This is a genomic window from Aeromonas sp. QDB34 (assembly GCF_027705405.1).
Lineage (GTDB): Bacteria > Pseudomonadota > Gammaproteobacteria > Enterobacterales > Aeromonadaceae > Aeromonas > Aeromonas hydrophila.
This window is the reverse complement of sequence record NZ_JAPDBT010000001.1, coordinates 522,667-545,037: the sequence shown is the minus strand read 5'-3', so window position 1 is coordinate 545,037 and position 22,371 is coordinate 522,667. Positions and strand designations below refer to the sequence as shown.

Genomic DNA, 22,371 nt, shown 5'->3' with positions numbered 1-22,371 from the left:
ATAAAGACAAACAGTTTCAGGCATATGTGATGGCCGACCCTAGCGGGCCGCCTTGTCCCACAGCAGGCGCGTATCCAGCATGCGAGCCGACATCATGGTCAGCACCACCACGCCGGCAAAGGCGGTGGCGCCGGGGCCGGCCCGCACGTTGAGCAGCACGCCGCGATCCACCAGGGCCACCATCAGCGAGATGACGAACAGGTCCAGCATGGACCAGCGGCCGATGAAATCGATGATGCGATACATGATGAGCTGGCGTTTGCGGCGCACCGGCTTGGTTCGCTGCAGCTGCCAGCAGATCCAGCCCAGCCCCAGGATCTTGCCCACCGGCACTATGATGCTGGCGGTGAGGACGATGGTGGCGATGCCCGACATCTTGCTGCGATAGAGCATCATGATACCGCTGAAGATGGTGTCGGACTGCAACAAACCTTTGTTGTAAAAATGGGTGATGGGCAGCAGGTTGGCGGGCAACAGCATGAAGCTGGCCAGCGCCAGCAACCCCCAGGACCAGGCCAGGGAGTGGGGGATGCGCACCTGCAGCCGGCTGTGACAACGAGGGCAGACGCTACCCGCCTGATAGCGTACCAGCAGGCCGCAGGTGTGGCAGCGGCAGAGCCCCAGTTCACGGGCGCTGGTCTGGGACATGATCCGGCTCCTCCAGTGGTACTCGCTCCCAGTAGGGGGCCGGGTCAAACAGGATCAGCAGGGTCAGGTTGAGCAGCATCAGGATCCCCAGGCTCAACAGACCGCCGCCGAGACGCACGTCAGCGATGTCGATCAGCTTGAACAGGGCGACCAGCAGGCTGACGATGTAGACCTCCAGCATGGCCCAGTGACGAAACACCTCCACCGCCTTCAGGGTCGGCGCCAGTATGTGCCAGCGTTTGGCAAGGCCCGAGGCCAGCGCAAAAATCCCGAGCAGCAAGCCCACCGGCGCCAGCACGGCGCACCAGAACACCAGCCCCGCCACCCAGATCTCGTGCTCGAGCAGCAGCACCATGATGCCCTTGAGCAGGTTGGCGTCCGAGTTGACGCCGGCCAGGCGCAGGTAGATCAGCGGTTCGAAGAAGGCGGACGGGAGCAACAGGAAGCCGGTGATGGTCAGCGCCATCAGTTGGGAGGGGCGAAATGCATAACGCCCGTACAGATGCTGATGACAGCGGGGGCAGTGGGCGTGGCGCCTTAGCGGCAATAACTTGCGTTCGATCAGCAAGTCGCAAGCCGGGCAGACGATCACGGGATTGAGATCCGACATTACGATTCAACCTGTTGAAGGAATTGGTGAAATTTACCCTAAAACCCGCGTCCTGTCTTGCCTGGCGGGGGCATGCCACGAAAGTATGATTGACGTTAACGTAAACGTGATATTAGATGGTCTCACCAGACAAGTGAAAGGAGTCATGATGTCCAGCCTTACCCCCTCGGCAGGCCTGCGTTTTCGCACCGCCCTCGCCAACGAACGCCCCCTGCAGATCGTCGGCACCATCAATGCCTACATGGCGCTGATGGCGGAGCGCAGCGGCTTTCAGGCCATTTATCTGTCAGGCGCCGGTGTTGCCAACGCCTCCTATGGCCTGCCGGATCTCGGCATGACCTCCCTCAACGACGTACTGATAGACGCCGAGCGCATCACTGCAGCCACCCGTGTGCCACTGCTGGTCGACATCGACACCGGCTGGGGCGGGGCATTCAACATCGCTCGCACCGTGCGCGCCTTCGAGCGGGCCGGAGTGGCCGCCGTGCACATGGAAGATCAGGTGGCCCAGAAGCGCTGTGGCCACCGGCCCAACAAGGCGGTGGTCTCGCAGGAGGAGATGTGCGATCGCATCAAGGCGGCGGTGGATGCCCGCGAGAATGGCGAGTTCGTCATCATGGCCCGCACCGACGCGCTGGCGGTGGAGGGGATTGGCCCGGCGCTGGAGCGCGCCGCCGCCTACGTGGCCGCCGGGGCCGACATGATCTTCGCCGAGGCGGTGACCGAGCTCGGTCAGTATGACCTGTTCAAGCAGGCGGCCGGGGTGCCCATTCTCGCCAACATGACCGAATTCGGCAAAACCGAGCTATTCGACAAGGAGGCGCTCGCCGCCCATGGCGTCGACATGGTGCTCTATCCCTTGAGTGCCAGCCGGGCGGCCAATCAGGCGGCCCTCAACGTCTATCAGCACCTTCGCCAGGATGGCCATCAGCGGGCCGTCGTCGACACCATGCAGACCCGGGAGTCACTCTACGACTTCCTCGGTTATCACCACTACGAGCAGACGCTGGACCGTCTGTTTACATCCAGGGACTAGGAGGAAAGGCAATGGGACAGCAAAAACCGTTGGGTGGCGCCGGCCTGCGTGGCCAGAGCGCCGGGGAAACCAGCATCTGCACCGTGGGCAAGAGCGGCACCGGGCTCACCTATCGCGGCTATGACATCCAGGAGCTGGCCGATGGCGCCCAGTTCGAAGAGGTCGCCTACCTGCTGCTCAAGGGCGAGCTGCCGGACGAGCAGCAACTCGAGGATTACAAGCGGACGCTGCGCAGCCTGCGCACCCTGCCTGCCGCCCTGCTGGAGGTGCTCGAGCGCATTCCCGCCGATGCCCACCCCATGGATGTGCTGCGTACCGGCTGCTCCATGCTCGGCGATCTGGAGCCGGAAGATGGCTTCGAGCACGAGCATGAGGTGGCGGATCGGCTGCTGGCTGCCTTCCCGGGCATTCTCCTCTACTGGTACAAATTCAGCCACGACGGGGTACGCATCCCCCTCGACACCGACGAGGAGTGCATCGGCGGCCACTTCCTGGCACTGCTGCACCAGAAGGCGCCGAGCGAGCTGGAGCGCCGGGTAATGCACGTCTCCCTCATTCTCTACGCCGAGCATGAGTTCAACGCCTCCACCTTCGCGGCGCGGGTCTGCGCTTCGACGCTCTCTGACATGTTCTCCTGCGTCACTGCGGCCATCGGCACCCTGCGCGGCCCGCTGCACGGCGGCGCCAACGAGGCCGCCATGGCGATGATCGCCCCCTGGCAGGATGAGGCCCAGACGCGGCGCGAGCTGCTGGCCAAGCTGGCGGCCAAGGAGAAGATCATGGGCTTTGGCCACGCCGTCTATCGCACCTCGGATCCCCGCAACGTCATCATCAAGGGGTGGTCGGCCAAGCTGGCCGAGGCAGTGGGCGATGACCGGCTCTACCGTGTCTCCTGCGAGGCGGAGAAGGTGATGTGGGAAGAGAAAGAGCTCTTCCCCAACGCCGACTTCTTCCACGCCAGCGCCTATCACTACATGGGGATCCCTACCAAGCTGTTCACCCCCATCTTCGTCTGTTCGCGGGTCACCGGCTGGTGCGCCCACGTGATGGAGCAGCGCGAACACAACCGGATCATCCGCCCGAGCGCCGATTATGTCGGCCCGGCGCCCCGTCATTTCGTCTCGCTGCAGCAGCGATAAACATGGGCAGCCCTGTCACTCCCTTGCCTCACCCGACCCCGGCAGCACCGGGGTCGATGCGCGCAAGCGGGCGGGCAGGGCGCCGTTTCATCACCCTGTTTCATTCACAACAACGATAAGGAAGTCACGATGTCCGCCAACGTCGACGTCAACCACAGACCAGACCCCGATCAGGTACTGGTCGATATTGCCGATTACGTCTGCAATCACCCCATCACCAGCCAGGCCGCCCTCGACACCGCCCGTTACTGCCTGATGGATACCCTGGGCTGTGGCCTCTTGGCCCTGCGTTTTCCCGAGTGCACCAAACACCTTGGTCCCATCGTGCCGGGCACCGTCGTGCCCTTCGGGGCCCGGGTACCCGGCACCCAGCTCTGCCTCGACCCGGTCAAGGCGGCCTGGGATATCGGCGCCATCATCCGCTGGCTTGATTACAACGACACCTGGCTGGCCGCCGAGTGGGGGCACCCCTCCGACAACCTGGGTGGCATCCTCGCCACCGCCGACTGGCTCTCCCGGACCCGCGTGGCCGAAGGCAAGGCACCGCTCACCATGAGCGATGTGCTGACGGCCATGGTCAAGGCCCACGAGATCCAGGGGGTGCTGGCGCTCGAAAACTCCTTCAACCGGGTCGGTCTCGATCACGTGGTGCTGGTGAAGGTTGCCAGTACCGCCGTGGTGACCCACATGCTGGGCGGCAGCCGCGATCAGGTGATCGATGCGGTCTCCCAGGCCTGGGTCGATGGCCAGAGCCTGCGCACCTACCGTCATGCGCCCAATGCGGGTTCCCGCAAGAGCTGGGCTGCGGGGGATGCCACCTCCCGGGCGGTGCGCCTCGCCCTTATCACCATGAGCGGCGAGATGGGGTATCCCGGCGCGCTGAGCGCCCCCAAGTGGGGCTTCTACGACGTGCTGTTCAAGGGCAACCAGTTCGCCCTGCATCAGGGGTACGCCAGCTATGTGATGGAGAACGTGCTGTTCAAGATCTCCTATCCCGCCGAGTTCCACGCCCAGACGGCGGTGGAGTGCGCCATGAAGCTGCACGAGCAGGTGAAGGGACGGCTCGACGAGATTGACCGCATCGAGCTCACCACCCATGAGTCGGCCATTCGCATCATCAGCAAGGTCGGCGCCCTCAACAACCCGGCCGACCGGGATCACTGCCTGCAGTACATGGTGGCGGTGCCGCTCATCTTCGGGCGCCTCATCGCCGAGGATTACGAGGACGCCGTGGCCATCGATCCCCGCATCGATGGGCTGCGCGGCAAGATGGTGGTGCAGGAGGACAAGCGCTACAGCCGCGAATATCTGGAAGCGGACAAGCGCTCCATTGCCAACGCCATCCAGGTCTTCTTCAAGGACGGCACCCACACCGCCAAGGTGGAGGTGGAGTACCCGGTCGGTCATCGTCGCCGCCGCGAAGAGGGGATCCCGCTGCTGGTAGAGAAGTTCCACCACAACCTGGCCACCCGCTTCCCGGCCAAGCGGGCCGAGGCGATCCTGGCCCTTTGCCAGGATGGCAAGCAACTGGCCGCCACCCCGGTGCACGCCTTCATGGACCTGCTGGTGATCTGACCGCTTGCCTATCGGCGCACTCTGATAAACAAAAAGCGGGCCACTCGGCCCGCTTTGTCATGTCTGCCCGCATGGCTCCCAGGGTCAATCCAATACTGTGTCGTCGCCCGCCAGCAGCGCCTGCATGATGGCCGTCTCGCGGCTGGCGATGGTCTCGAGAAACTCGTTGGCTCGCCCCATGTGATGACATACCCGGTAACCCCGTTCGACAAAGGTAAACAACTCGCCCAGTCCCGCCAGATGGGCCGGCCCCGAGATCAGCCTCAAGGTTGCCCCGAGCAGCGGCTTTCTCGCCAGCCGATCCAGAGTCATCCCCAGTTCGTTGACCAGTTGCAACTGATGACGGCGGCGTACTTCTTCACCGACCTCCTGATAGGCGAGGGCATAGGCCTTGGCGTTCAGCCGCGCCATGCTGCCACCGCGACGCAGAGCCACCACCATCAGGTAGTCGAGCTCCTCGGAGAGGGCATCGAGTTCAATGGCCTGCGCCAGCACCTTGAGACCGGATTCCGGCAACAGTCGCTCGGCGGTCGGCATCACCCGCATCACGTCCGCATCCCGGCGGGCACAGTCCCCCGGCCCATAGAGATCAGTCAGGAAGAACTGCGCGGCCGGCCCGTAGCGCTTGCTCTCCAGCAGATCGCGGTGGGTGCGCCCCAGCCGATCGGCCTGCCATTGGCGCAATGCGTCCCTGTCTTGCTGATCCTGCGGATGGGTGCGCATCTGCTCGCGCAGCGCGGCCACCCGGTTGAGCTGGCGATAGAGTCGCGCCAGGGTACTCTCTTCATCCGGTTGCTGGTCATCGAATGGTTGTTGCTGTTGGGTCATCTGCGGCTCTCTTGACCTGTTTCCAATGGCCTGTCACGGATAGACATGACGACAGGCGGCACCTTGCCGAGGCTCGTCACGTGTTGCCGGCCCAGTGTAACGCGGCGGCAGCCCAGGCGGAATCGATGGAGCTTTTACTCAACAGGCTTTGTTAAGTGAGTCCCAAAAATGTTGCAAATGGCTTTCACTTGTTTGATTCATGTGTTTAATATCAATAAATGTTGTCATCGCTCAGAGAGTTAGCATGTTTCTATACGATCCCCTTGCCGGCAGCAGCCTGTCGACCATCCAGGTCAGCCGCCAACACCCGCTGGGCCTTGCCGGCGCCAGACTGGCCGCCGAAGCCATCGCCCAGGACATGAGCGAAGTGTACGAACTCGACTGCGAGTGGGAAGACGAGGAGGAGACCCGCTTGCTGTTTCGTGGCGCCGGGGTCAACGGCTCTTTGTTCCTCACCGACGATACCCTGTCGCTGGAGGTGCGCCTCGGCCTGATGCTGTTGCCGGTGCGCAGCGTGCTGGAGCAGGAGATCCTCGAATACGTCGATCAGCGCCTGCCTTGCCCAACCCGGCGCTGATGAGGCCAATAAATACTGATCCAGCGCAAGAAACAATCATGAAATAACCGATTCCACTATCGTTACCCGGCCTGATATTTATTATTAAAAGGGCCGATCACACTTTGTTTGTTTTATTTTAAGAGGCATGAAAACTGCCTCCCTTTTTGTCATGAAACATCATCTTGAATTAATCGCCGTGCAGTTTCACCAACATATAAGTGCTATTTGTTCATTCACTCCTGATCAAGCCAATTCATGAAACGGCAGGAGACAAATAACGCGAAACGATAGGGATAATACATGTCTGTGTGTGAACTCATCTCCTGTGTCGATACCGCCTGGCTGCGGATGGACCGGCCCAACAACTTGATGCAGATCGTCGGCGTGCTGATGTTCGACGGTCAGCTGGATGAATCCATCTTGCGGGAGAGCCTGCTGCACACAGTTCGGGTACAGCCGCGCTTCGGGCAGAAGGCCTGCCTGGAAGGGGGCGAATACTACTGGCGCACCGATCCCGACTTCGACCTTGACCTGCACCTCAAGCGGGTGATCCTGCCAGGCAAGGCCGGCAAGGCCGGCAAGGCCGAGCTGGAGCGGCTGGTGGCCGACTTTGCCTCCACCCCGCTCAACCACCAGCGCCCGCTGTGGGAGATGCATCTGGTGGATACCTCTCTGGGCGGCCAGGCGCTGGTGGTGCGTTTTCACCACGCCATGGGGGACGGCTTCTCTCTGGTGCGGGCCATGCTGACCATGATGGACGAGAGCCCGGTGGCGCCCCCCAGGCCGCAGCCCGAGCCGGTGGCCAATGACGACGGCGACGAGGAGCACGATCAGCAGGGCAGTCGCCTGTTGCGGGCCGGCCTCAAGTTGACAGGCCCCCTCTGGTCCAAGTACGTCGAGGTGCTGACCCATCCCACCAAGGCGATGGACTACCTCAAGACCAGCCGGGACGTGACCGCCGAGCTTTACACCATCGCCACCCTTTCCGACGATGCCAATACCCGGCTCAAGGGGGAGACCGGCAGCACCAAGCGAGTAGCCTGGTCAGAACAGATCCCGCTGCCGGACGTGAAGGCGGTGGGGCGAGTGCTCGGCTGCTCGGTCAACGATCTGCTGATCGCCGCCACCGCCGGCGCGTTTCGCCACTACCTGCTGGAGCAGGGCGACCAGACCGACATCGACATCCGGGCGCTGGTGCCGGTCAACATGCGTGCCCCGGATGACAAGGGGGCGCTGGGCAATCGCTTCGGGCTGGTGGCACTGGATCTGCCCCTCAACATCGAACATCCGCTGCAGCGGCTCTATGTGGTGCGGGATCGGATGCAGGCGCTCAAGTCCTCCCTGCAGCCGGCGGTGGTGCTCAACTTGCTGGAAGTGATGGGCATGGCGCCCAAGGCGGTGCAGCAGCAGGCCATCGACATTCTCTCGGCCAAGGCCAGCGCGGTCATTACCAACGTGCCGGGCCCGCAGCAGACCCTCTATCTGGCCGGCGCCCGCCTGCGTCAGCCGCTGTTCTGGGTACCCCAGGCCGGCGACATCGCGGTCGGCGTCTCCATTCTCTCCTATGACAACAAGGTGCAGCTCGGCCTCATCACCGACAAGAAGCGGGTGCCGGACCCGGATCTCATCGTCGAGCGCTTCGCCGTGGAGTTTGAGCAGTTGTTGTTGCTGGTGTTGATGGAGCCGGACCTGATCTACGATCCCGACATGCTGGATCAGCTGCTGCACGGCTGACCGCGCCACTCCTGGATGACGAGGAGCCGGCAAGAAAGGAAGCCTGCAAGAAAAAAAGTGAAAAAGAAAAGAGGCCAACCCGAGGGTTGGCCTCTTTCATTGCGACAATGGTACCTTACTCGTCCGCCAGCTCCTCACGGGCGGCTTCCACGTCGAGCCGCTCCATGGCATCCAGCGGCTCGCACGCGGCGGCCTCGCCGTAGAGCGCCTCGGCGGCCGCCATCTTGCTTTTGCCGTGCATCATCACCATGGCGTTGGCGTACTCCATGCGGGCGATGGCGGAGTGGGGGATGATGGCCAGCGCCGCCTTGAAGTGACGTTCGGACTCATCCTTCTTGGCGCCGTAGGTGATGCCACCGATCATGGCGCCCAGCTTGTCGATGATCTCCGCATGCCAGGCACCGAAAGCGATATGGGCTTCCGCGTGATCAGGTTCAAGGGTCAGCGCCTGCTCCAGGCTGCTCTTGATCTTGTCACCGATGCCGATGGAGAGCGCCTTGGAGACCGAGATCACCTGGCTGTAGCGACCCAGCGCCAGGGCGTGGAAGTACCAGGCGTTGACGTTGCTAGGCTGGCGTTTTTGCAGCTTCTCGGCGTTGCTGGCGGCCAGCTCGAACGCTTCGCGCTTGGCATACTTGTCATCCAGCAGGTAGCTGGCGTGGATCACCAGCGCCTTGTTCGCCACGTTGAGGCCATCCTCGCCGGCGCCCAGCCCCAGAGTGACGGCGCGGGCGAAATCACCGGCGTGATAGGCACGCCAGGCTTCCTGCACTTGTTCATCTTCGGGCCAGGGCTCGGCATCCCCCTGGTGCAGCCGTTCCCAATGCTGCGCAAGGCGCTCCCCGGCATAGTCATAGGCCGCATCCGGCCAGGGGAAGGGGGTGAAATCGGACAATTTGGGCTGTGAAGTGGTCATATGATTCTCCCTGTTAAAAACACAATCAAATACACGATGCTGTCAGTTCGCCGTGGTGGCGGGCTGATAATGGGTGGCGATGGCATCCAGATCGGCGCGGGCATCGGCGCGCAGCCGGGGGGCCACCAGCTGCATCACCTGAAACACCCCGAGCGCGATGTCGGCATCGGCCCGCGGATGCAGCGCCCGCTGGTAGGAGATCCAGAAGGTCCCGACCAGCGCGATGTTGGCGGCCAGCGCCGTCACCTGTGTCTCGTCGCCTTGCAGCAGGCCGCTGCGCCAGAGGCTGTGACAGATGGCTGCGGCGGTCTGCTCCTTGCGCCGCAGCAGGGCCGAGAAGCGCAGCTCCACCTTGTGGTTGCCGCTCATCAGGGTGCTGATGTCGTAATAGAAAAAACGGTACTTCCAGATGAGTTCGAACATCAGGTGCAAGAAGAACCAGATGTCTTCCGCCTCGTTCAGCGGCGGAGTAATGGTATCGAGCAGGTGGGCCATCTCCTGTTCGAACTCGCCGAACAGGGCGTTGACGATCTCCTCCTTGTTGTGAAAGTGGTAATAGAGGTTGCCCTGACTCATCTCCAGCTCGGCCGCGATGGCGGAAGTGGTGACGGTCGGCTCGCCCAGCAGGTTGAACTGGGCGAGGGCGGTGGCCAGGATGCGATCCCGCGTGCGCCGCTTGGGTTTGCAGTCCATGCTACTCCTTCGATTGCCGGCGACCCTTGCCGCCATAGCGGCGAGTCAGCCAGTGCTGCAGCTGGGTCAAAGAGGCATCCAGCGCGGCCACCGAGCCGGTGCCCGGGGTCAGCAGGGAACGCTGTTCATCGGCCAGCGCGCCCAGATCCAGTTCCAGCCCATGTCTGGCGAGAATGGGGCCAAGCTCGGCCCGTCGCTGCCACAGATCCTGGCGGGTATGCTGGAAGGCGTGCTCGCACAGATGGCGCCGATCCCGGTAACTGAACACATTGGTGAAGAACATCTCGCCGTCCGCCGAGGAGGGTTCGAACAGCAGGGCATCCGCGTCGGGATACTGGTGCTTGTAGCGATCCATCCCCACGTGCATGCGCGAGTGGATGATGGCGCGAAACGTCTGGGCCAGCACCACCGGCAGGCCGCGGTCCACCAGCTTGGCAGGGTGTTCGCTGGCCAGTCCCGCATCAAAGGGCACCAGCGGGTTAATGCAAAACACCAGATCGGCCCCCTCCTGCAGCGCCACCGAGGCGTGCAGCGTCTTGATCAACGCCCCGTCCACGTAGTATCGGCCATCGATGAGCGAGGGCGGGAACAGGCCGGGCAGGGCGGCCGAGGCCTGCACCGCGGCGGAGATGGGCACCTGGTCCAGCCCCGGGCTGCCGAAGGCCACAGCGCGGCCGGTATCGAGCTCGGTGGCGATGACGAACAGCCGGCTGGCAAGCTCACGAAAGTCGTTACTGCGACCGGGGCGGGAGAAAAACTGGGTGAGGATCCGATCCACCCCGCGGCTGTCGAACATGCCGGTCGGGATCGCTCGGGACAACCCCTGCAACGAGCCGAGCAGGCTCTTGTTCCAGGGCGAGGAGAGATAGTCGGCCAGACACGTCAGCACCAGCGGTGGCAACGAGGTAAGCCGGTCAAAATACTCCCCGAAGGCGGGACGCAGCAGGGTGGAGGGGTCGAAGAACTCGCCGGTGTCATCGCTTAACAGGATCCGCACCAGCTTGTCCGGCGAGATGCCGTTGGCCAGCGCCGAGGCGATCACCGCTCCCGAGCTCACCCCCACATAGATATCGGCCTGCTCGAAACGCAGCCCCTTGATACTGTCGGCCAGGGCGGCGCAGGCTCCGATCTCGTAGATCCCCCCCAGAGGTCCCCCGCCGGCGAGGGCAACCGCAATCGTGCTCATGATTTGCCTCCCTTCTCATGCAAAACCGGCCCAGCAGAGGGCATGGGCCGGTGGATCATTACGCAATCAGAACAAGCCGGTCAGCGGATCAGAAGAGCGTGGTTTCACTCTTCTCCTTGACCTCTTTGGCCACGCTCTCCACTTCCGTTGCCAGTGCTTTCACCTCTTCCTTCACCTTGGCGATGGGGGCGGCGGCTTTTTTGACCGGCGGCTTTTTGGCTGCAACCGGCTTCTTGGCAGCGGCGGCGGCAGGCTTGGCCTCGTCAGCCGGAGCAACGTCATCCAGGTCCTGGGCATCGATCAGCTGTTGTACCACCTCGGTCAGCTCGGCCATGCGCTTGGAGAGCTTGTCGATGTCCTTGCGGGTCGGAATGCCGAGGCTGGCGACGGCGCGGGCCACGCGCTCCTCGAACACCTGCTCCAGACGTCCCCAGGTACCGGCAGTCTTGTCGGTCATGGCAGCGATCTTCTCGTCTGCGCTCTGGCGGGTACGGGTTTGCAGGGCTTCCCCTTCCTGCACCAGGGCTTCGAAGATTTTACCGCCTTCTTCCTGGGCTTTGGCATAGGCACCCAGACCCGCCAACCAGATCTGCTGGGTTGACTCCTTGATGGTGGAGGTGAGTTGGTTGTCGGTCACCGAACTTGCCAGTGCTTTCAATTTTTTGGCCATGACAATCTCCTTGCTCGTGATATAGATGATGGTAATGACAACAACCTTGATATATTCGTTGTGGCATTACTTGGCTTTCATCTTCAGTCTATGGAGAAAAAATAGAGGGTTCTACCTAATAACGGAACAAGCAACCCTGGTAATTTTGGTCTGGGTCACGAAGAATGATATTCGAATGAATATTTTGCGTTAAAGCGTGATATATCTAACAGCAACTAACAGCCCAATCAGTAAGGGATATAAATACCATGGACTATTTCATCACGGGGGGCAGCGGCTTTATCGGTCGCCGGCTGATTAAAAAAGTGCTGCAGCGCCCGAATAGCCGGGTGCATTTCTTGATGCGTGCCGCCCATCTCGATCGGGTACCCGATCTGCTGGCCTACTGGGGGGTTGAGGCGGATCGCGCCATCCCCGTGGTCGGCGACATGACCCACCCGCTGCTCGGCGTGGGCAGTGCCGAGCTGGAGCCTCTCATCGGCAAAGTCGACCATTTCCTGCATCTCGCCGCCATCTACGATCTCAACGCCAAGGCGGGCATTCAACAGCAGGTCAATGCCGAAGGCACCCGTCAGGCCCTGCAACTGGCCGAGCGGCTCCAGGTCCGCTGTTTCCATCACTGCAGCTCCATCGCGGTGGCCGGTCTGTTCGACGGCCTGTTTCGGGAAGACATGTTCGATGAGGCCGAACACCTCGACATGCCCTATTTCCAGACCAAGCACGAGGCCGAAGGAATCGTGCGCAAGGAGAGCACGCTGCCCTGGCGCATCTATCGACCGGGCATCGTGGTCGGTGATGCCAACACCGGCGAGATGGACAAGGTGGACGGCCCCTACTACTTCTTCAAGACCATCCAGAAGCTGCGCCGCATGTTGCCGCCCTGGATGCCCGCCATCGGGGTCGAAGGGGGACGCATCAACCTGGTGCCGGTCAACTTCGTGGTGGATGCCATCGATCACATCGCCCATCTGGAAGGAGAGGACAACAAGGCGTTCCACCTGACCGATTCCCATCCCATGCGGGTCGGCGACATGCTGAGCACCTTCTCCCGCGCCGCCCATGCCCCTGAGCCGGCCATTCGCATCAATGCCGCCCTGTTCAGCTTCATTCCCCGCCATCTGATGACCATGCTGATGGCGCTGACGCCGGTGCGGCGCATTCGCGATGCGGCGATTGCCGATCTGGGGCTGCCCAAGGACATCTTCCGGCTCATCAACTATCCCACCCGCTTCGACAACCGCGAAACCCAGCGGGTACTGAAGGGGACCGGCATCGAAGTACCGCCGCTGCACAGCTATGCCTGGCGACTGTGGGATTACTGGGAGCGTCACCTCGACCCTGAGTTGTTCATCGATCGCACCCTGCGCGGCCGGGTCGAGGGCAAGGTGGTGCTGATCACCGGTGCCACCTCCGGTATCGGCAAGGCCACGGCAAGAAAGCTGGCCGAGGCGGGGGCCAAGGTACTGACCATCGCCCGGGACGAACACAAGATTGCCGAGACCCAGGCCGAGTTTGCCGAGCTCGGATTGACCCTGCAAGTCTATCAGGGGGATCTGGCCGATCTCGCCCAAGGGGAGGCGATCACCCGCCAGATCGTGGCCGAGCATGGCGGGGTGGACATCCTCATCAACAATGCCGGTCGCTCCATCCGCCGCGCCATCGAAGACTCCTTCGATCGCTTCCACGATCTGGAGCGCACCATGCAGCTCAACTACTTCGGCACCCTCAAGGTGATCATGGGGTTGCTGCCCACCATGATCGAGAAGAAGAAGGGCCACATCATCAACATCTCCTCCATCGGGGTGCTGACCAATGCGCCGCGCTTCTCCGCCTACGTCGCCTCGAAATCGGCGCTCGATGCCTGGGTGCGCACCGCCGCCTCCGAGTTTGCCGACAAGGGGGTCAACTTCTCCATCATCAACATGCCGCTGGTGAAAACCCCCATGGTGGCGCCCACCAAGGTGTATGAGCAGGTGCCCATGATGACGCCGGAAGAGGCCGCCGATCTGGTGTGCGACACCATCATCAACAAGCACGTGCGACTGGCAACCCGGCTCGGGGTATTTGGCCAGGTGATCCATGCCCTGGCACCGCGAGTGGCCCAGGTGATCATGAACACCAGCTTCCGCACCTTCTCCGATCCCAAAGAGGGCAACGAGTCCAAAGCCTCGGCCGATCAGATGGCGGTCTCCACCCTGATCAAGGGGATCCACTTCTAGGGGGACGACAGCGAACTAAGGTAGCAAAAACGGAAAGGGCCTGAGCAATCAGGCCCTTTTCATTTGCGGCTGCGGGCGGGAGAGCAGGGTCAACAACAAGGCCGTGGTACGGCGGGAGTAGAGCAGGGAGAGATGGCCGAGGGCGGCGAGCTCCACGTCCTCCATGCCATCCAGCCGTTGGCGGGACTGGGGCAGCACGAAGTTGTCGTGGCTGGTGCGCACCGAGACCCCGGGCACGCAGAGCGGCACGGCGGCAAAGCGCTGCAACCAGCCGGAGCCGGGCTCCATCTCGCGGGCATTGTCGCCCAGCCCCAGGGTCGCCAGTTGGCTGCCCTGATGGGGGGTGGCCAGGGTGATGAGCTGGGCCACCTTGTCACCGCCCGCCACCGCCAGATAGTCGCGGCACACCAGGCCACCCATGCTGTGACCGATCAGCACCAGTTGCGACGCACCGGTGGCGGCCAACACCTCGTCGATGCGCTTGGCCAAGAGCGGCACCATGTCGTCGAGATGGCCGAAGGGAGGGGTCAGAGTCACGGTCGCCACCGTGTGACCAGCGGCCTCCAGTCTGGCTCGTTGCACCCGCCAGATGCCGCGACTGCAGCCATAACCGTGGATCAGCAGCAAGGGCAGGGGGGAGGGTGTCAGCCTGTCGGGCGCCATCAGCCAGCGCTCGAACGGCAGCAACCAGGTGAAGGTCAGCAGATAGGCTGCTATCTCTCGCCCCACCATGGGCAACCATTCTCGCCAACCGATGGCAGGCACCGGGTAGAAGCGAGAAAAGCCCCAGGTCAGCAGCACCACCAGGGTGCGCAGCCCCAACAGGGCCACCACAACAAACAGGATGGAGAGCGGCGGCGAGAGGCCAATGACCAGATGGGCGATGCCTCCAAGGAGCGTCACCTCAACCAGCAGCAGGATCAGTAGTTGCTTTGTGATCGTCATGGCCCAATCATCCGACCAGTTTGGCATGGAAGTCAAATGACCCTTTCATCAATGTGATGACAGGCGCGCAATCACCCGTCGGCGCGGCAATAAAACACTTCTGCATGGGGTTATTTGCAATGCTGTATATCCATACATATACTTGTAATCACTATCAGAAGGAGGACGCCGCTATGGCCGTTGAGATCAAATATGTTGTGGTACGTGGGGGAGTGGAGAAGATGACCTTTGCCAGCAAGAAAGAGGCCGATGCCTATGACAAGCTGCTGGACACTGCCGATGAGTTGATGCATTTACTGGCGGGCGCGCCCGTTCGCCTTGAACCGGATCAGCAAGAGAGCCTGGCTTTTTACCTGGCGGAACAGCGCGATCTGCTGCAAAACGTGCTGCGCGGGGCCAAGGGGCAGGGGAGCGGCAAGTCGGAGTCGCAGGAAGAGCAGAGTGACGCAGGCAAGCCAAAAGACAAATCCCTCAAGCGTGTAGCGTGAGGAGGACACGGGGGAGGCTGCCTATCACAGGATGAAAACAGCCTCAATTTATGCATTGATGAGAATTTTAAAGCATTTATATGGATGTTTACCCCGAAAATTTTCCAACCAAGGTGCATATCCATTGAATAAATACACTGTGCAGTATCAGCTGTTGATAGCGATGCTGTTCGCTGTACAGCATCGACGTTCCATGCCCGCGTGATGCCGATAACCCCATTTATCGGCATCACCATCACGCAGGCCCCGAGCTGAGTCTCTCATCCACAAGCATCATCATGACCACTATGTTACTTCCACCTGCCATGCCGCTGTTCGATGGTCTGGCCTACCTGGAGGCGGGCAACCCCCAGGTCAATCAATATCTTGCTAACCTCAGCCTCAACGATGTGCCCGATGCCGGGCTGGTCTACGAGCTCGCCGTCGACTGGCTGCTGGAGCAGCGCAACAGCGAGAACAACTACAAAACCTATCGCAGCGAGCTGACCACGTTTTTGCACTGGTGCTTCGGCGAAATGCGCATCAGCCCCAAGGATCTGACCCGGCGCATCATGATGCGTTATCTCGATTACTGTCAGGCGCCGCCGGCAGCCCTGATCGCCTATCGCAACGTAGCCCAGTTCGTGCTCGACAAGGAGTGGGGAGAACGACTGCCCAATCCCCAATGGCGACCCTTCCTTGGCAAACGGGAGCTGGGCCGCGAGCTGCCATACCGCCTCAGCGAACAGGCCATGAAGACCAAGCTCGCCATTCTGTCTGCCTTCTTCCAGTTCTTGATCCAGGAGGAGTACATGGACCGCAACCCGGCGCTGTTACTGCAACGGGTGAAGCGCTCAATGCAGCAGGAGCCGGACGACCATGGTCAGGCCTTCAGCGAGCTGCAGTGGTCCTATGTGATGCAGGCAGCCGACCTGCTGGCGGCCGAATCACCCGAGCAGCACGAGCGCAGCCGCTTCCTGATAAGCCTGATGTACGCCTGTTACTTGCGGATCTCGGAAGTGGCTGCAAGGCCAGGGTTTACCCCGGTCATGGGGCAGTTCCGCCGTGATGGAAAAACCGGCGTCTGGGGCTATTTCATTCCCCGCAGCAAGGGTGGCAAGCGCCGCACCGTGGCGGTGTCCCATGCCTTGCTTGAGGCCCTCAAACGCTATCGGACGTTTCTCGGTCTCTCACCATTACCGGCGCCCGATGAGCAGATTCCGCTGTTTGTGCGCCACAAGGCTGCGGCACATGGCCGGGAACAAGGCGAGCTCAACGCCAACCTCGGGATCCGCCAGCTGCGTGATCTGGTGATGAGCGTCATCCAGACCGCCGCCGAGTTGGCAGAAAAAGATGGGTTTGTGCAGGATGGCGCCGAGATGCGCAACCTGACACCACACTCCATTCGTCATACCGGCATCACCCACGACATCAATCTCAATGGGCGGCCGTTATCACATGTGCAAGCCGATGCCGGCCACGACAGCATCGACACCACCTCCAAGTACCTGCACACCGGCAACAGTGAGCGCCACGAAAGTGCTAATCACAAACCGCTGGATCGGTTGCACGACTAGGCCTTTAAAGATGAGAGATAACGAAGAGGTAAGTTTAGGATCATGGCTGTGATGACCAGCGTTTTTTAACCGACATCACTCCGGACTCTTCCACACCCCAACACTGCGCATAATCTGTTGTCCTTATGTTGAGGGTTTGTCCCCTGCGATAATGCGCAGCAGCAGGGGACCTCGACGAGCGCGGAACGTGGGCCGCGAAGCGGCATCGTTCGAGCGACAGAGAGCCCGTAACATAAGGCGGGTTATGCGCGGTGTGCCTCGCTCGTTCACCATCCACCACTAGGCGTTATTGTCTATTAGGCTCACGTTCTGTGAGATAAAAATAGAGAGAAGGCCTAGATCGCGATTTTTGGTAACAGTTACCATAAATGGTGCTATTCTATTTTGGTCATAGTTACCAAAAAGGATTTTCAGATGCGCGACCCCCATGATGATGCCACCTCCGACCTGCTGCCCACGCCCCGCCGCCGTGGCCGCCCCAGCACCGGAACTGCACTGACCCCAGCCCAAAAACAGGCTGCCTATCGAGCTCGCCAGCGAGCCCGCTCCGTCACCGTGACATTTGACCGTGTGGCCATAGATGCGTTGGACTCACATATCCGTGCTCTAGCTTCTGGATATGAGGTACCAATACCATCAGAACAACTCAGCTCAATACTTGAATCACTTCGTCATGCTACATTGAACCAGTTAGTCTAATAAGCTCTTAATAGTCATAAGGTAAATAGATGAGTGATCTTCTTGGCTTTTTTAAAGACGAACATCAGCCGTTAAAACAATATTGGCTACTGATGAAAACAGCACCATTAGAGCGCTTAAAGCAAATGCAAAAAGGGCTGATATACATGAACAGCCTTGAGTATTTCAGCCATTTAAAAGGAGAGGAGGGGGCAAAGGTCAGAAGTGATGAGCTTGAATCTGTCTATGCTCAATTTCAGGCTGGTGTGCCATATAACAATCGTAGAATAGAAATTAATGTCAGCCATCCATCCTTTGGTGATTTCGATATTCCCAAGGGCACAAAGGTATCAGTAAGTGTGCCATCAGCTAAAAACGTATTCATTTTTTGCTTTATGTGCATAGGTGAGGATGAACATAAGAATATCCGCCATCTCGATGGTGACAAGCTCTACATAGACAAGAGGATGAGTCAGTTCGGATCACATACTCTGATAATTGAAAAGCCATCAGAGTTTTTTAAAAGGTATTCGAGAGCAATGCATAATATACAAGGAGCGCATATAAATCATTATATGGAGGGAGGCTGCGGAATGGTCGATTATAAAAAGATGGCAGAGCATCATGGTAAAATCGGCCTTTTCATGAAAGATATTGAGTACGAATGGCAACGGGAATACCGATTTGTCCTAGGGGCCCCAGACAAATATATGAATAATGCAGGAGCTCTAGAGTTAAACATCGGAGATATTAGTGACATCTCCTTAATCGTTGAAACAGAACTTTTAATAAACTCACCATTTACTGTAAAGAAGCGAGTCGCCTACCTAGATACAGATGGTCATTACAAAATTAGAAACTAACTTAATGGAGTGCGCATTAAAGCCGTCCGCGAGAGGGGCATCAGTTTGCCCTTCCGAGCCGGTCGGCCTGCCCAGCGGCAGAGAGCGCGACCCCGAAGGGGGCGAGGGGCGGGGTAGGGGCTGGCGGTAGGTTCTGCGGGGGTTGTGCTGATTGGGACGCCTATAATGTCCCAATCTTGTGCAGAATCTGCACCCAAACCAGTGATTTGTTCTGCTTTTTAGGTTTTTGGATGTTCTCATCCAGTGTTTTGTACTTTTGATTGAAGCCTCTTTTCCATTTGCATCCTGTTTGGTAGGATGTGCGTAGGGATTGGTCTAATCCCGCCCTCCTCGAGTCCGCTTCGGTCGCCTACGAGGTTGTAGCTCCCTCCTCGGGAAATGTCGCCCACCTGGGCCTATAGCACCCCTCGGGGTAAAAAATCGCGCGTTTATGCGCCACCGTTTAGCCCGGCTCCTGACCCAGCCGGTGTGAGCCGGGATTTTTTATCGTGAGGCTGGGAGCTATAGGTGTTCGTCGATTTCCTCAAATTTTTTATTCCGCTGGCCTATGACCAGCGCTACGCTATCGGCGCCACGTCTTTATATGATGGGGTGCGCGACTGCATCCTCGACCGCGACGATGGGCTCTGGCAGCTCGATTTCGCGGCGTTCTCAGAGCTCACCGGCACCCCACTACAGGCCCGCCAGGTGCGGTTTGAAAGTGGCAAAGCCTCTTACACCGACCTCACCTCCCACTGGGATTCCTACGCCTCCAGCGAGGCCTATCTGGCTGTGCGCACCGTGCAGGCCCGCCATAATATCGGTCTGCCCGCCGGTGTTGAGATCCAGTGCTCACCGGCCACTATCGCTCATATCCAAAACGTAATTTCCGACATAGACAGCCTCGAGCAGGCCGCCTGGATCATCCTGTCCGCGACCGAGCAAGCGCTGCCTGCCATCTGGCCGCACCTGCACCTCGAGGGTGCACTGGTGCTGCGGGTCGACTGTACCGATGCCCTCTATGCCGAAACTCCCGCCCAGGCCCAGCAGATCATCGACCGCTGCCGCCGTGTGGCCTATGGCCAGCGCAAATCCTCTGACACCGTGGGTTACCACACATCTGTTTATTACGGTGAAACGTCCGAGCTGCATCGCGGTGTTGCCTATCACAAGGGGCCCGAACACACGAAAAAGATCGCAGCGGCCGAAGCTGATCTGCGCCGTTCACCCGTCAGCGTGATGGCCAGGCGCCGTCTGGACTGCCTGAAAAACCCGGATTTGGTAGCAATGGCTGACCGACAGGTGCGCCTCGAGGCTCGCTGGCTGAAGCGGGGGATCACCGACCACCTGACCCGGCTGGGTTGCACCCCCGAGGACAATCCCTGGGATGGCCGTCTCCAATCGCTGGTTGCATTGGAGCGGGCCTACAACGCCGAACACAACACCGATAAATCTCTGAAAAAACACTCATTTATCAGCGCCTTCTGGGACTACACCTGGCACCCAGTGCTCGACGCCCTGACCGGGGGAGAGGAAAACATGGATCTCAACGACACCACCGCTATCGAGGCAAAACTGTTCGCCGTTTACCCCAGTCGGCAGGCCCGGGGAGTCCTCCAATTTTACAAATTGTTGCTCCAGTACGGCTGGGCCGACCTGAAAGCCAGCCCGGATTACAGCAAAAGCACGTTCTGCAAAAGGGTTCGCGACCTGGTCGCGCTAGGCGTATCCCGTGCCCAGCTCCAGCAGCTCAATGGCACCGCCGAGAGCCGCATCGATGCCGGGGCGGTCATCCCGATGGTGAGGGTACTCAGGCTCAGCCGCCTGGACGAACTGCCGTCTTGGTTCAAACCCACGCCTGCTGACTGGACGCCGTTCGACCCGACCACCCTGCGGGCCGTAGGCGACGGCATCCAGCCGGTGCGCAGCCGCGTTCCGGCACCGGCGCCGGTGTTCGAGATGCCCGCCGACGAGGAGATCGCGACATTCCTCCAGCGCGGTGGGTCGTTCCCGGACGATCTCGACTGGGACAGTGCCGCCGGTTTGGCCGCCCAGGAACGCCTGCGCCTGCCGTTTGCGCCCTCGCCAACGGCAGAGCAGCGCGAAAAATTCCATCTGCCGCCCCTGACCGGGGCGGGATCGCAATGCCAGCTGCGGCTGGTCTAAACACAGGACAAAACGATGACTCAAACAGCAGATTCTATCGGGGCCAGCGGCCTCTACCTGGTCGGTGAAATCGCCGGTGTAAAACAGGATGCGTTCACCAATGGCGGCAACCAGATCGTTCGCCATACGGTCGGTGTCCGGGTGACCTCAGTGGATGCCTATGGTGGCGAAACTGCTGAACTCGTCGAGGTCCGTCTACCGCAGGCCTCTGTCGATGCGGGCCTGCCGCGCCAGCTTGAGGGGCTGCGTGGCCAGGTGCTGTCCCTGCCGGTCTGGGTGCAGCCGTAACGGGCAAAAGGGGCGCGGGTTTTGCCCTCATGCTCGATAGCAAACAGCAAATTATGGGGCTCTGATGAGCTCGCTGGATATCCTGCTCAGTCTCACACCTGAGCAGGGTGTAGAACTGGCGGCCTCCGTGGCCGCTCTCTGGGGAACGGCCTGGGTGGTCCGGGTCGTAGCTAAAACACTGAAATAAAACAAAAATATTACAGGAGTCGAAAATGGAACAAACCGCTGATATTGGTGCACAACTGGTCTCTGCCGCTACCTCGGCGATGAGTGGCGGGACTGGTGCCGTGGTGGGGGTAGGGGCCGTCATTCTTGGTCTGACGGCAGCGGTAAAACTGCTTCATGTTGTCAAAAGTGCCCTGGGCCGCTAAGCCAACCGAGGCCCCGAAAGGGGCCTTTTTTATTGGTAACCGTTACCAAAATTGAGAGGGATTTTTCATGGGTTTGCTGGTTTTTTTCGCATTCGCGGGGGCACTATGGATCATTTTCGCCTGAAGCTGGCCGCCGTTCTGGTCGGCCTGACGCTGACAGCTCCGGCCTCCGCCCTGACCGTGCCGTTCGTCGATGGACGGACCGGCACGATCGAGACTCTAAACCGGGTCGTCGACGGCAGGGCCTCCGCCCTGGTGCGCTGGACCGATAGCCTCGGGAACGTGCGCAGGTCCGCCGTAGCTCTCCGGCCCATCGCTGCCCAGGGCGGGGCACTGGCCACCCGCATCCTCGGCGGGCGGCTGGTCGCATCGGCCTCGATCGCCCTGTTGCTGGCCGAGGCGATGCGGGGCTCCCTGACCCAGCTCTGGCCTGAGGTGCAGGTCGAAAACGGCGTAGCCATCCGCCCCAGTACGATGCCCGCCTGGCAACAGTGCGAGACGAACCTGGTCTCTGTCGCCGATGCAGGCGGGGCAAAACACAACAGTTATGCATATTTGCCATGTTACGCCTGGGGCAGTGCACCGACGCGGTTGGTGCTGCGTCTGCCGCCCGCGTATCCCTGGAACCCGGATCCCGCCTGGCTCCACGAGTACGGCGTCGGCAGCGACGCCCAGCGCGACGTTTGGTACGTCGAGGCCAGCAACCCAGCTGTGAGCGTACGGGGGATGAGGGAGATCATCAGGCCACAGCCTGAAAAACAACTGCAAATGCCCTCGGTATCTACCCAGCTGACCCCCGAGGAGCTCACCCAGGGGCTAATGACGCCCGAGGTGATCGGTCCGCTCGCACTGAACGACGCGCTCCCCGCTGAACTCTGGGAACCGCTGCGGGTCGAGGATCTCGAGCAGGATCCCGAGACCACCCAGCCGGGGGAGGGCGAGACTGAACTCCCTAGCGACACGTCGATGGGGGATGTCGACAGATCGGTTATTGATGTCCGGGCATGGTTCACCCCCGACAGATGGGGGTGGCTGCCGCGCAGCTGCTCGCTGCCGGGCCCCATCACCCCGATAGATCGCTGGCCGGAGTGGAAGGTCGATTTCTCCCAGTACGAGCGTGATTTTTGTCCGCTCATCGGCGCCTATGTGGTGCCAGCATCCGACCTCACGGCGATTCTGATTTTTTTGTCCATCGTGCTGCGTGTGCGTACAGGAGGGGCCTGA

21 protein-coding genes are annotated in these 22,371 nt (G+C 60.6%); 13 read left to right on the top strand and 8 right to left on the bottom strand.

Annotated elements, in window-relative coordinates; genetic code table 11:
* Window positions 1–39: 39 nt before the first annotated feature.
* Both OKC29_RS02460 and OKC29_RS02455 read right to left on the bottom strand, forming a co-directional pair.
* The gene (locus tag OKC29_RS02460; RefSeq protein WP_016350707.1) at window positions 40–648 is read right to left on the bottom strand and encodes a paraquat-inducible protein A; all 609 of its coding nucleotides are present in this window, start codon (window positions 646–648) and stop codon (window positions 40–42) included.
* On the bottom strand, window positions 626–1,258 hold the full coding sequence (locus tag OKC29_RS02455; RefSeq protein ID WP_016350706.1) for a paraquat-inducible protein A: 633 nt from the start codon (window positions 1,256–1,258) through the stop codon (window positions 626–628). Before OKC29_RS02455 ends, OKC29_RS02460 begins: the two co-directional genes overlap by 23 nt.
* A gap of 148 nt (window positions 1,259–1,406) precedes the next feature.
* On the opposite strand from OKC29_RS02455, the gene prpB reads away from it, so the two are divergent.
* From prpB to OKC29_RS02440, 3 genes are all read left to right on the top strand, one after another.
* Window positions 1,407–2,294 (top strand): methylisocitrate lyase, encoded by an 888-nt coding sequence (gene prpB / locus OKC29_RS02450; RefSeq protein ID WP_024945212.1) that lies wholly within the window; start codon window positions 1,407–1,409, stop codon window positions 2,292–2,294.
* Between the two features lie 11 nt (window positions 2,295–2,305).
* Entirely contained in the window at window positions 2,306–3,433 is a 1,128-nt protein-coding gene (gene prpC / locus OKC29_RS02445) for a bifunctional 2-methylcitrate synthase/citrate synthase (RefSeq protein WP_073350276.1), read from the top strand.
* A gap of 129 nt (window positions 3,434–3,562) precedes the next feature.
* Window positions 3,563–5,008 carry a bifunctional 2-methylcitrate dehydratase/aconitate hydratase gene (locus OKC29_RS02440; protein WP_073350274.1) on the top strand — a complete coding sequence of 482 codons (1,446 nt, stop codon included), beginning with the start codon at window positions 3,563–3,565 and terminating at the stop codon, window positions 5,006–5,008.
* Window positions 5,009–5,092: 84 nt separating this feature from the next.
* Here OKC29_RS02440 and OKC29_RS02435 read toward each other — a convergent pair whose 3' ends face one another.
* The gene (locus tag OKC29_RS02435) at window positions 5,093–5,836 is read right to left on the bottom strand and encodes an FFLEELY motif protein (RefSeq protein WP_073350272.1); all 744 of its coding nucleotides are present in this window, start codon (window positions 5,834–5,836) and stop codon (window positions 5,093–5,095) included.
* Between the two features lie 199 nt (window positions 5,837–6,035).
* Here OKC29_RS02435 and OKC29_RS02430 point away from each other — a divergent pair, with 199 nt between their 5' ends.
* Both OKC29_RS02430 and OKC29_RS02425 read left to right on the top strand, forming a co-directional pair.
* Window positions 6,036–6,413, top strand: coding sequence for a polyhydroxyalkanoic acid system family protein (locus OKC29_RS02430; protein WP_073350270.1), 378 nt, complete (start codon window positions 6,036–6,038; stop codon window positions 6,411–6,413).
* A 282-nt stretch (window positions 6,414–6,695) separates the two neighbouring features.
* Window positions 6,696–8,129: a wax ester/triacylglycerol synthase family O-acyltransferase gene (locus OKC29_RS02425; RefSeq protein WP_073350268.1), complete on the top strand. Its 1,434-nt coding sequence runs from the start codon at window positions 6,696–6,698 to the stop codon at window positions 8,127–8,129.
* Between the two features lie 115 nt (window positions 8,130–8,244).
* Here the strand turns inward: OKC29_RS02425 and OKC29_RS02420 are convergent, their stop codons facing one another.
* The 4 genes from OKC29_RS02420 to OKC29_RS02405 form a co-directional block, all read right to left on the bottom strand.
* Entirely contained in the window at window positions 8,245–9,045 is an 801-nt protein-coding gene (locus tag OKC29_RS02420; RefSeq protein WP_073350266.1) for a hypothetical protein, read from the bottom strand.
* 42 nt (window positions 9,046–9,087) lie between these two features.
* Window positions 9,088–9,738, bottom strand: coding sequence for a TetR/AcrR family transcriptional regulator (locus tag OKC29_RS02415; RefSeq protein ID WP_073350264.1), 651 nt, complete (start codon window positions 9,736–9,738; stop codon window positions 9,088–9,090).
* A gap of 1 nt (window position 9,739) precedes the next feature.
* A complete protein-coding gene (locus OKC29_RS02410; protein ID WP_073350262.1) occupies window positions 9,740–10,924 on the bottom strand; it encodes a patatin-like phospholipase family protein in 1,185 nt (394 codons plus the stop codon).
* An 88-nt stretch (window positions 10,925–11,012) separates the two neighbouring features.
* Complete coding sequence (locus tag OKC29_RS02405) at window positions 11,013–11,594, bottom strand: phasin family protein (RefSeq protein WP_073350261.1); 582 nt, start codon at window positions 11,592–11,594, stop codon at window positions 11,013–11,015.
* A gap of 248 nt (window positions 11,595–11,842) precedes the next feature.
* On the opposite strand from OKC29_RS02405, the gene OKC29_RS02400 reads away from it, so the two are divergent.
* A complete protein-coding gene (locus OKC29_RS02400; protein WP_073350259.1) occupies window positions 11,843–13,813 on the top strand; it encodes an SDR family oxidoreductase in 1,971 nt (656 codons plus the stop codon).
* A gap of 48 nt (window positions 13,814–13,861) precedes the next feature.
* Here OKC29_RS02400 and OKC29_RS02395 read toward each other — a convergent pair whose 3' ends face one another.
* Window positions 13,862–14,758, bottom strand: a complete 897-nt coding sequence (locus OKC29_RS02395) for an esterase/lipase family protein (protein WP_060389423.1) — start codon at window positions 14,756–14,758, stop codon at window positions 13,862–13,864.
* 173 nt (window positions 14,759–14,931) lie between these two features.
* Here OKC29_RS02395 and OKC29_RS02390 point away from each other — a divergent pair, with 173 nt between their 5' ends.
* From OKC29_RS02390 to OKC29_RS02360, 7 genes are all read left to right on the top strand, one after another.
* The gene (locus tag OKC29_RS02390; protein WP_073350255.1) at window positions 14,932–15,246 is read left to right on the top strand and encodes a YebG family protein; all 315 of its coding nucleotides are present in this window, start codon (window positions 14,932–14,934) and stop codon (window positions 15,244–15,246) included.
* Between the two features lie 278 nt (window positions 15,247–15,524).
* Entirely contained in the window at window positions 15,525–16,802 is a 1,278-nt protein-coding gene (locus tag OKC29_RS02385; RefSeq protein WP_073350253.1) for a tyrosine-type recombinase/integrase, read from the top strand.
* Between the two features lie 728 nt (window positions 16,803–17,530).
* Complete coding sequence (locus tag OKC29_RS02380; protein ID WP_083557447.1) at window positions 17,531–18,343, top strand: hypothetical protein; 813 nt, start codon at window positions 17,531–17,533, stop codon at window positions 18,341–18,343.
* A gap of 507 nt (window positions 18,344–18,850) precedes the next feature.
* A complete protein-coding gene (locus tag OKC29_RS02375) occupies window positions 18,851–20,488 on the top strand; it encodes a phage/plasmid replication protein, II/X family (RefSeq protein ID WP_073350249.1) in 1,638 nt (545 codons plus the stop codon).
* A gap of 15 nt (window positions 20,489–20,503) precedes the next feature.
* Window positions 20,504–20,776, top strand: a complete 273-nt coding sequence (locus OKC29_RS02370) for a DNA-binding protein (protein WP_073350247.1) — start codon at window positions 20,504–20,506, stop codon at window positions 20,774–20,776.
* 212 nt (window positions 20,777–20,988) lie between these two features.
* Window positions 20,989–21,147: a hypothetical protein gene (locus tag OKC29_RS02365; protein ID WP_153810816.1), complete on the top strand. Its 159-nt coding sequence runs from the start codon at window positions 20,989–20,991 to the stop codon at window positions 21,145–21,147.
* Between the two features lie 105 nt (window positions 21,148–21,252).
* Entirely contained in the window at window positions 21,253–22,371 is a 1,119-nt protein-coding gene (locus OKC29_RS02360; protein ID WP_073350245.1) for a hypothetical protein, read from the top strand.

What these genes read in the sequence shown, in the direction of transcription:
- OKC29_RS02430 (WP_073350270.1), top strand. Translation starts at nt 6,036, where the DNA reads ATGTGTTTAATATCAATAAATGTTGTCATCGCTCAGAGAGTTAGCATG.
- prpC (WP_073350276.1), top strand. Translation starts at nt 2,306, where the DNA reads ATGGGACAGCAAAAACCGTTGGGTGGCGCCGGCCTGCGTGGCCAGAGC.
- OKC29_RS02415 (WP_073350264.1), bottom strand. Translation starts at nt 9,738, where the DNA reads ATGGACTGCAAACCCAAGCGGCGCACGCGGGATCGCATCCTGGCCACC.
- OKC29_RS02370 (WP_073350247.1), top strand. Translation starts at nt 20,504, where the DNA reads ATGACTCAAACAGCAGATTCTATCGGGGCCAGCGGCCTCTACCTGGTC.
- prpB (WP_024945212.1), top strand. Translation starts at nt 1,407, where the DNA reads ATGTCCAGCCTTACCCCCTCGGCAGGCCTGCGTTTTCGCACCGCCCTC.
- OKC29_RS02395 (WP_060389423.1), bottom strand. Translation starts at nt 14,758, where the DNA reads ATGACGATCACAAAGCAACTACTGATCCTGCTGCTGGTTGAGGTGACG.
- OKC29_RS02425 (WP_073350268.1), top strand. Translation starts at nt 6,696, where the DNA reads ATGTCTGTGTGTGAACTCATCTCCTGTGTCGATACCGCCTGGCTGCGG.
- OKC29_RS02360 (WP_073350245.1), top strand. Translation starts at nt 21,253, where the DNA reads ATGGATCATTTTCGCCTGAAGCTGGCCGCCGTTCTGGTCGGCCTGACG.
- OKC29_RS02410 (WP_073350262.1), bottom strand. Translation starts at nt 10,924, where the DNA reads ATGAGCACGATTGCGGTTGCCCTCGCCGGCGGGGGACCTCTGGGGGGG.
- OKC29_RS02460 (WP_016350707.1), bottom strand. Translation starts at nt 648, where the DNA reads ATGTCCCAGACCAGCGCCCGTGAACTGGGGCTCTGCCGCTGCCACACC.
- OKC29_RS02380 (WP_083557447.1), top strand. Translation starts at nt 17,531, where the DNA reads ATGAGTGATCTTCTTGGCTTTTTTAAAGACGAACATCAGCCGTTAAAA.
- OKC29_RS02365 (WP_153810816.1), top strand. Translation starts at nt 20,989, where the DNA reads ATGGAACAAACCGCTGATATTGGTGCACAACTGGTCTCTGCCGCTACC.
- OKC29_RS02455 (WP_016350706.1), bottom strand. Translation starts at nt 1,258, where the DNA reads ATGTCGGATCTCAATCCCGTGATCGTCTGCCCGGCTTGCGACTTGCTG.
- OKC29_RS02405 (WP_073350261.1), bottom strand. Translation starts at nt 11,594, where the DNA reads ATGGCCAAAAAATTGAAAGCACTGGCAAGTTCGGTGACCGACAACCAA.
- OKC29_RS02420 (WP_073350266.1), bottom strand. Translation starts at nt 9,045, where the DNA reads ATGACCACTTCACAGCCCAAATTGTCCGATTTCACCCCCTTCCCCTGG.
- OKC29_RS02435 (WP_073350272.1), bottom strand. Translation starts at nt 5,836, where the DNA reads ATGACCCAACAGCAACAACCATTCGATGACCAGCAACCGGATGAAGAG.
- OKC29_RS02385 (WP_073350253.1), top strand. Translation starts at nt 15,525, where the DNA reads ATGACCACTATGTTACTTCCACCTGCCATGCCGCTGTTCGATGGTCTG.
- OKC29_RS02400 (WP_073350259.1), top strand. Translation starts at nt 11,843, where the DNA reads ATGGACTATTTCATCACGGGGGGCAGCGGCTTTATCGGTCGCCGGCTG.
- OKC29_RS02390 (WP_073350255.1), top strand. Translation starts at nt 14,932, where the DNA reads ATGGCCGTTGAGATCAAATATGTTGTGGTACGTGGGGGAGTGGAGAAG.
- OKC29_RS02440 (WP_073350274.1), top strand. Translation starts at nt 3,563, where the DNA reads ATGTCCGCCAACGTCGACGTCAACCACAGACCAGACCCCGATCAGGTA.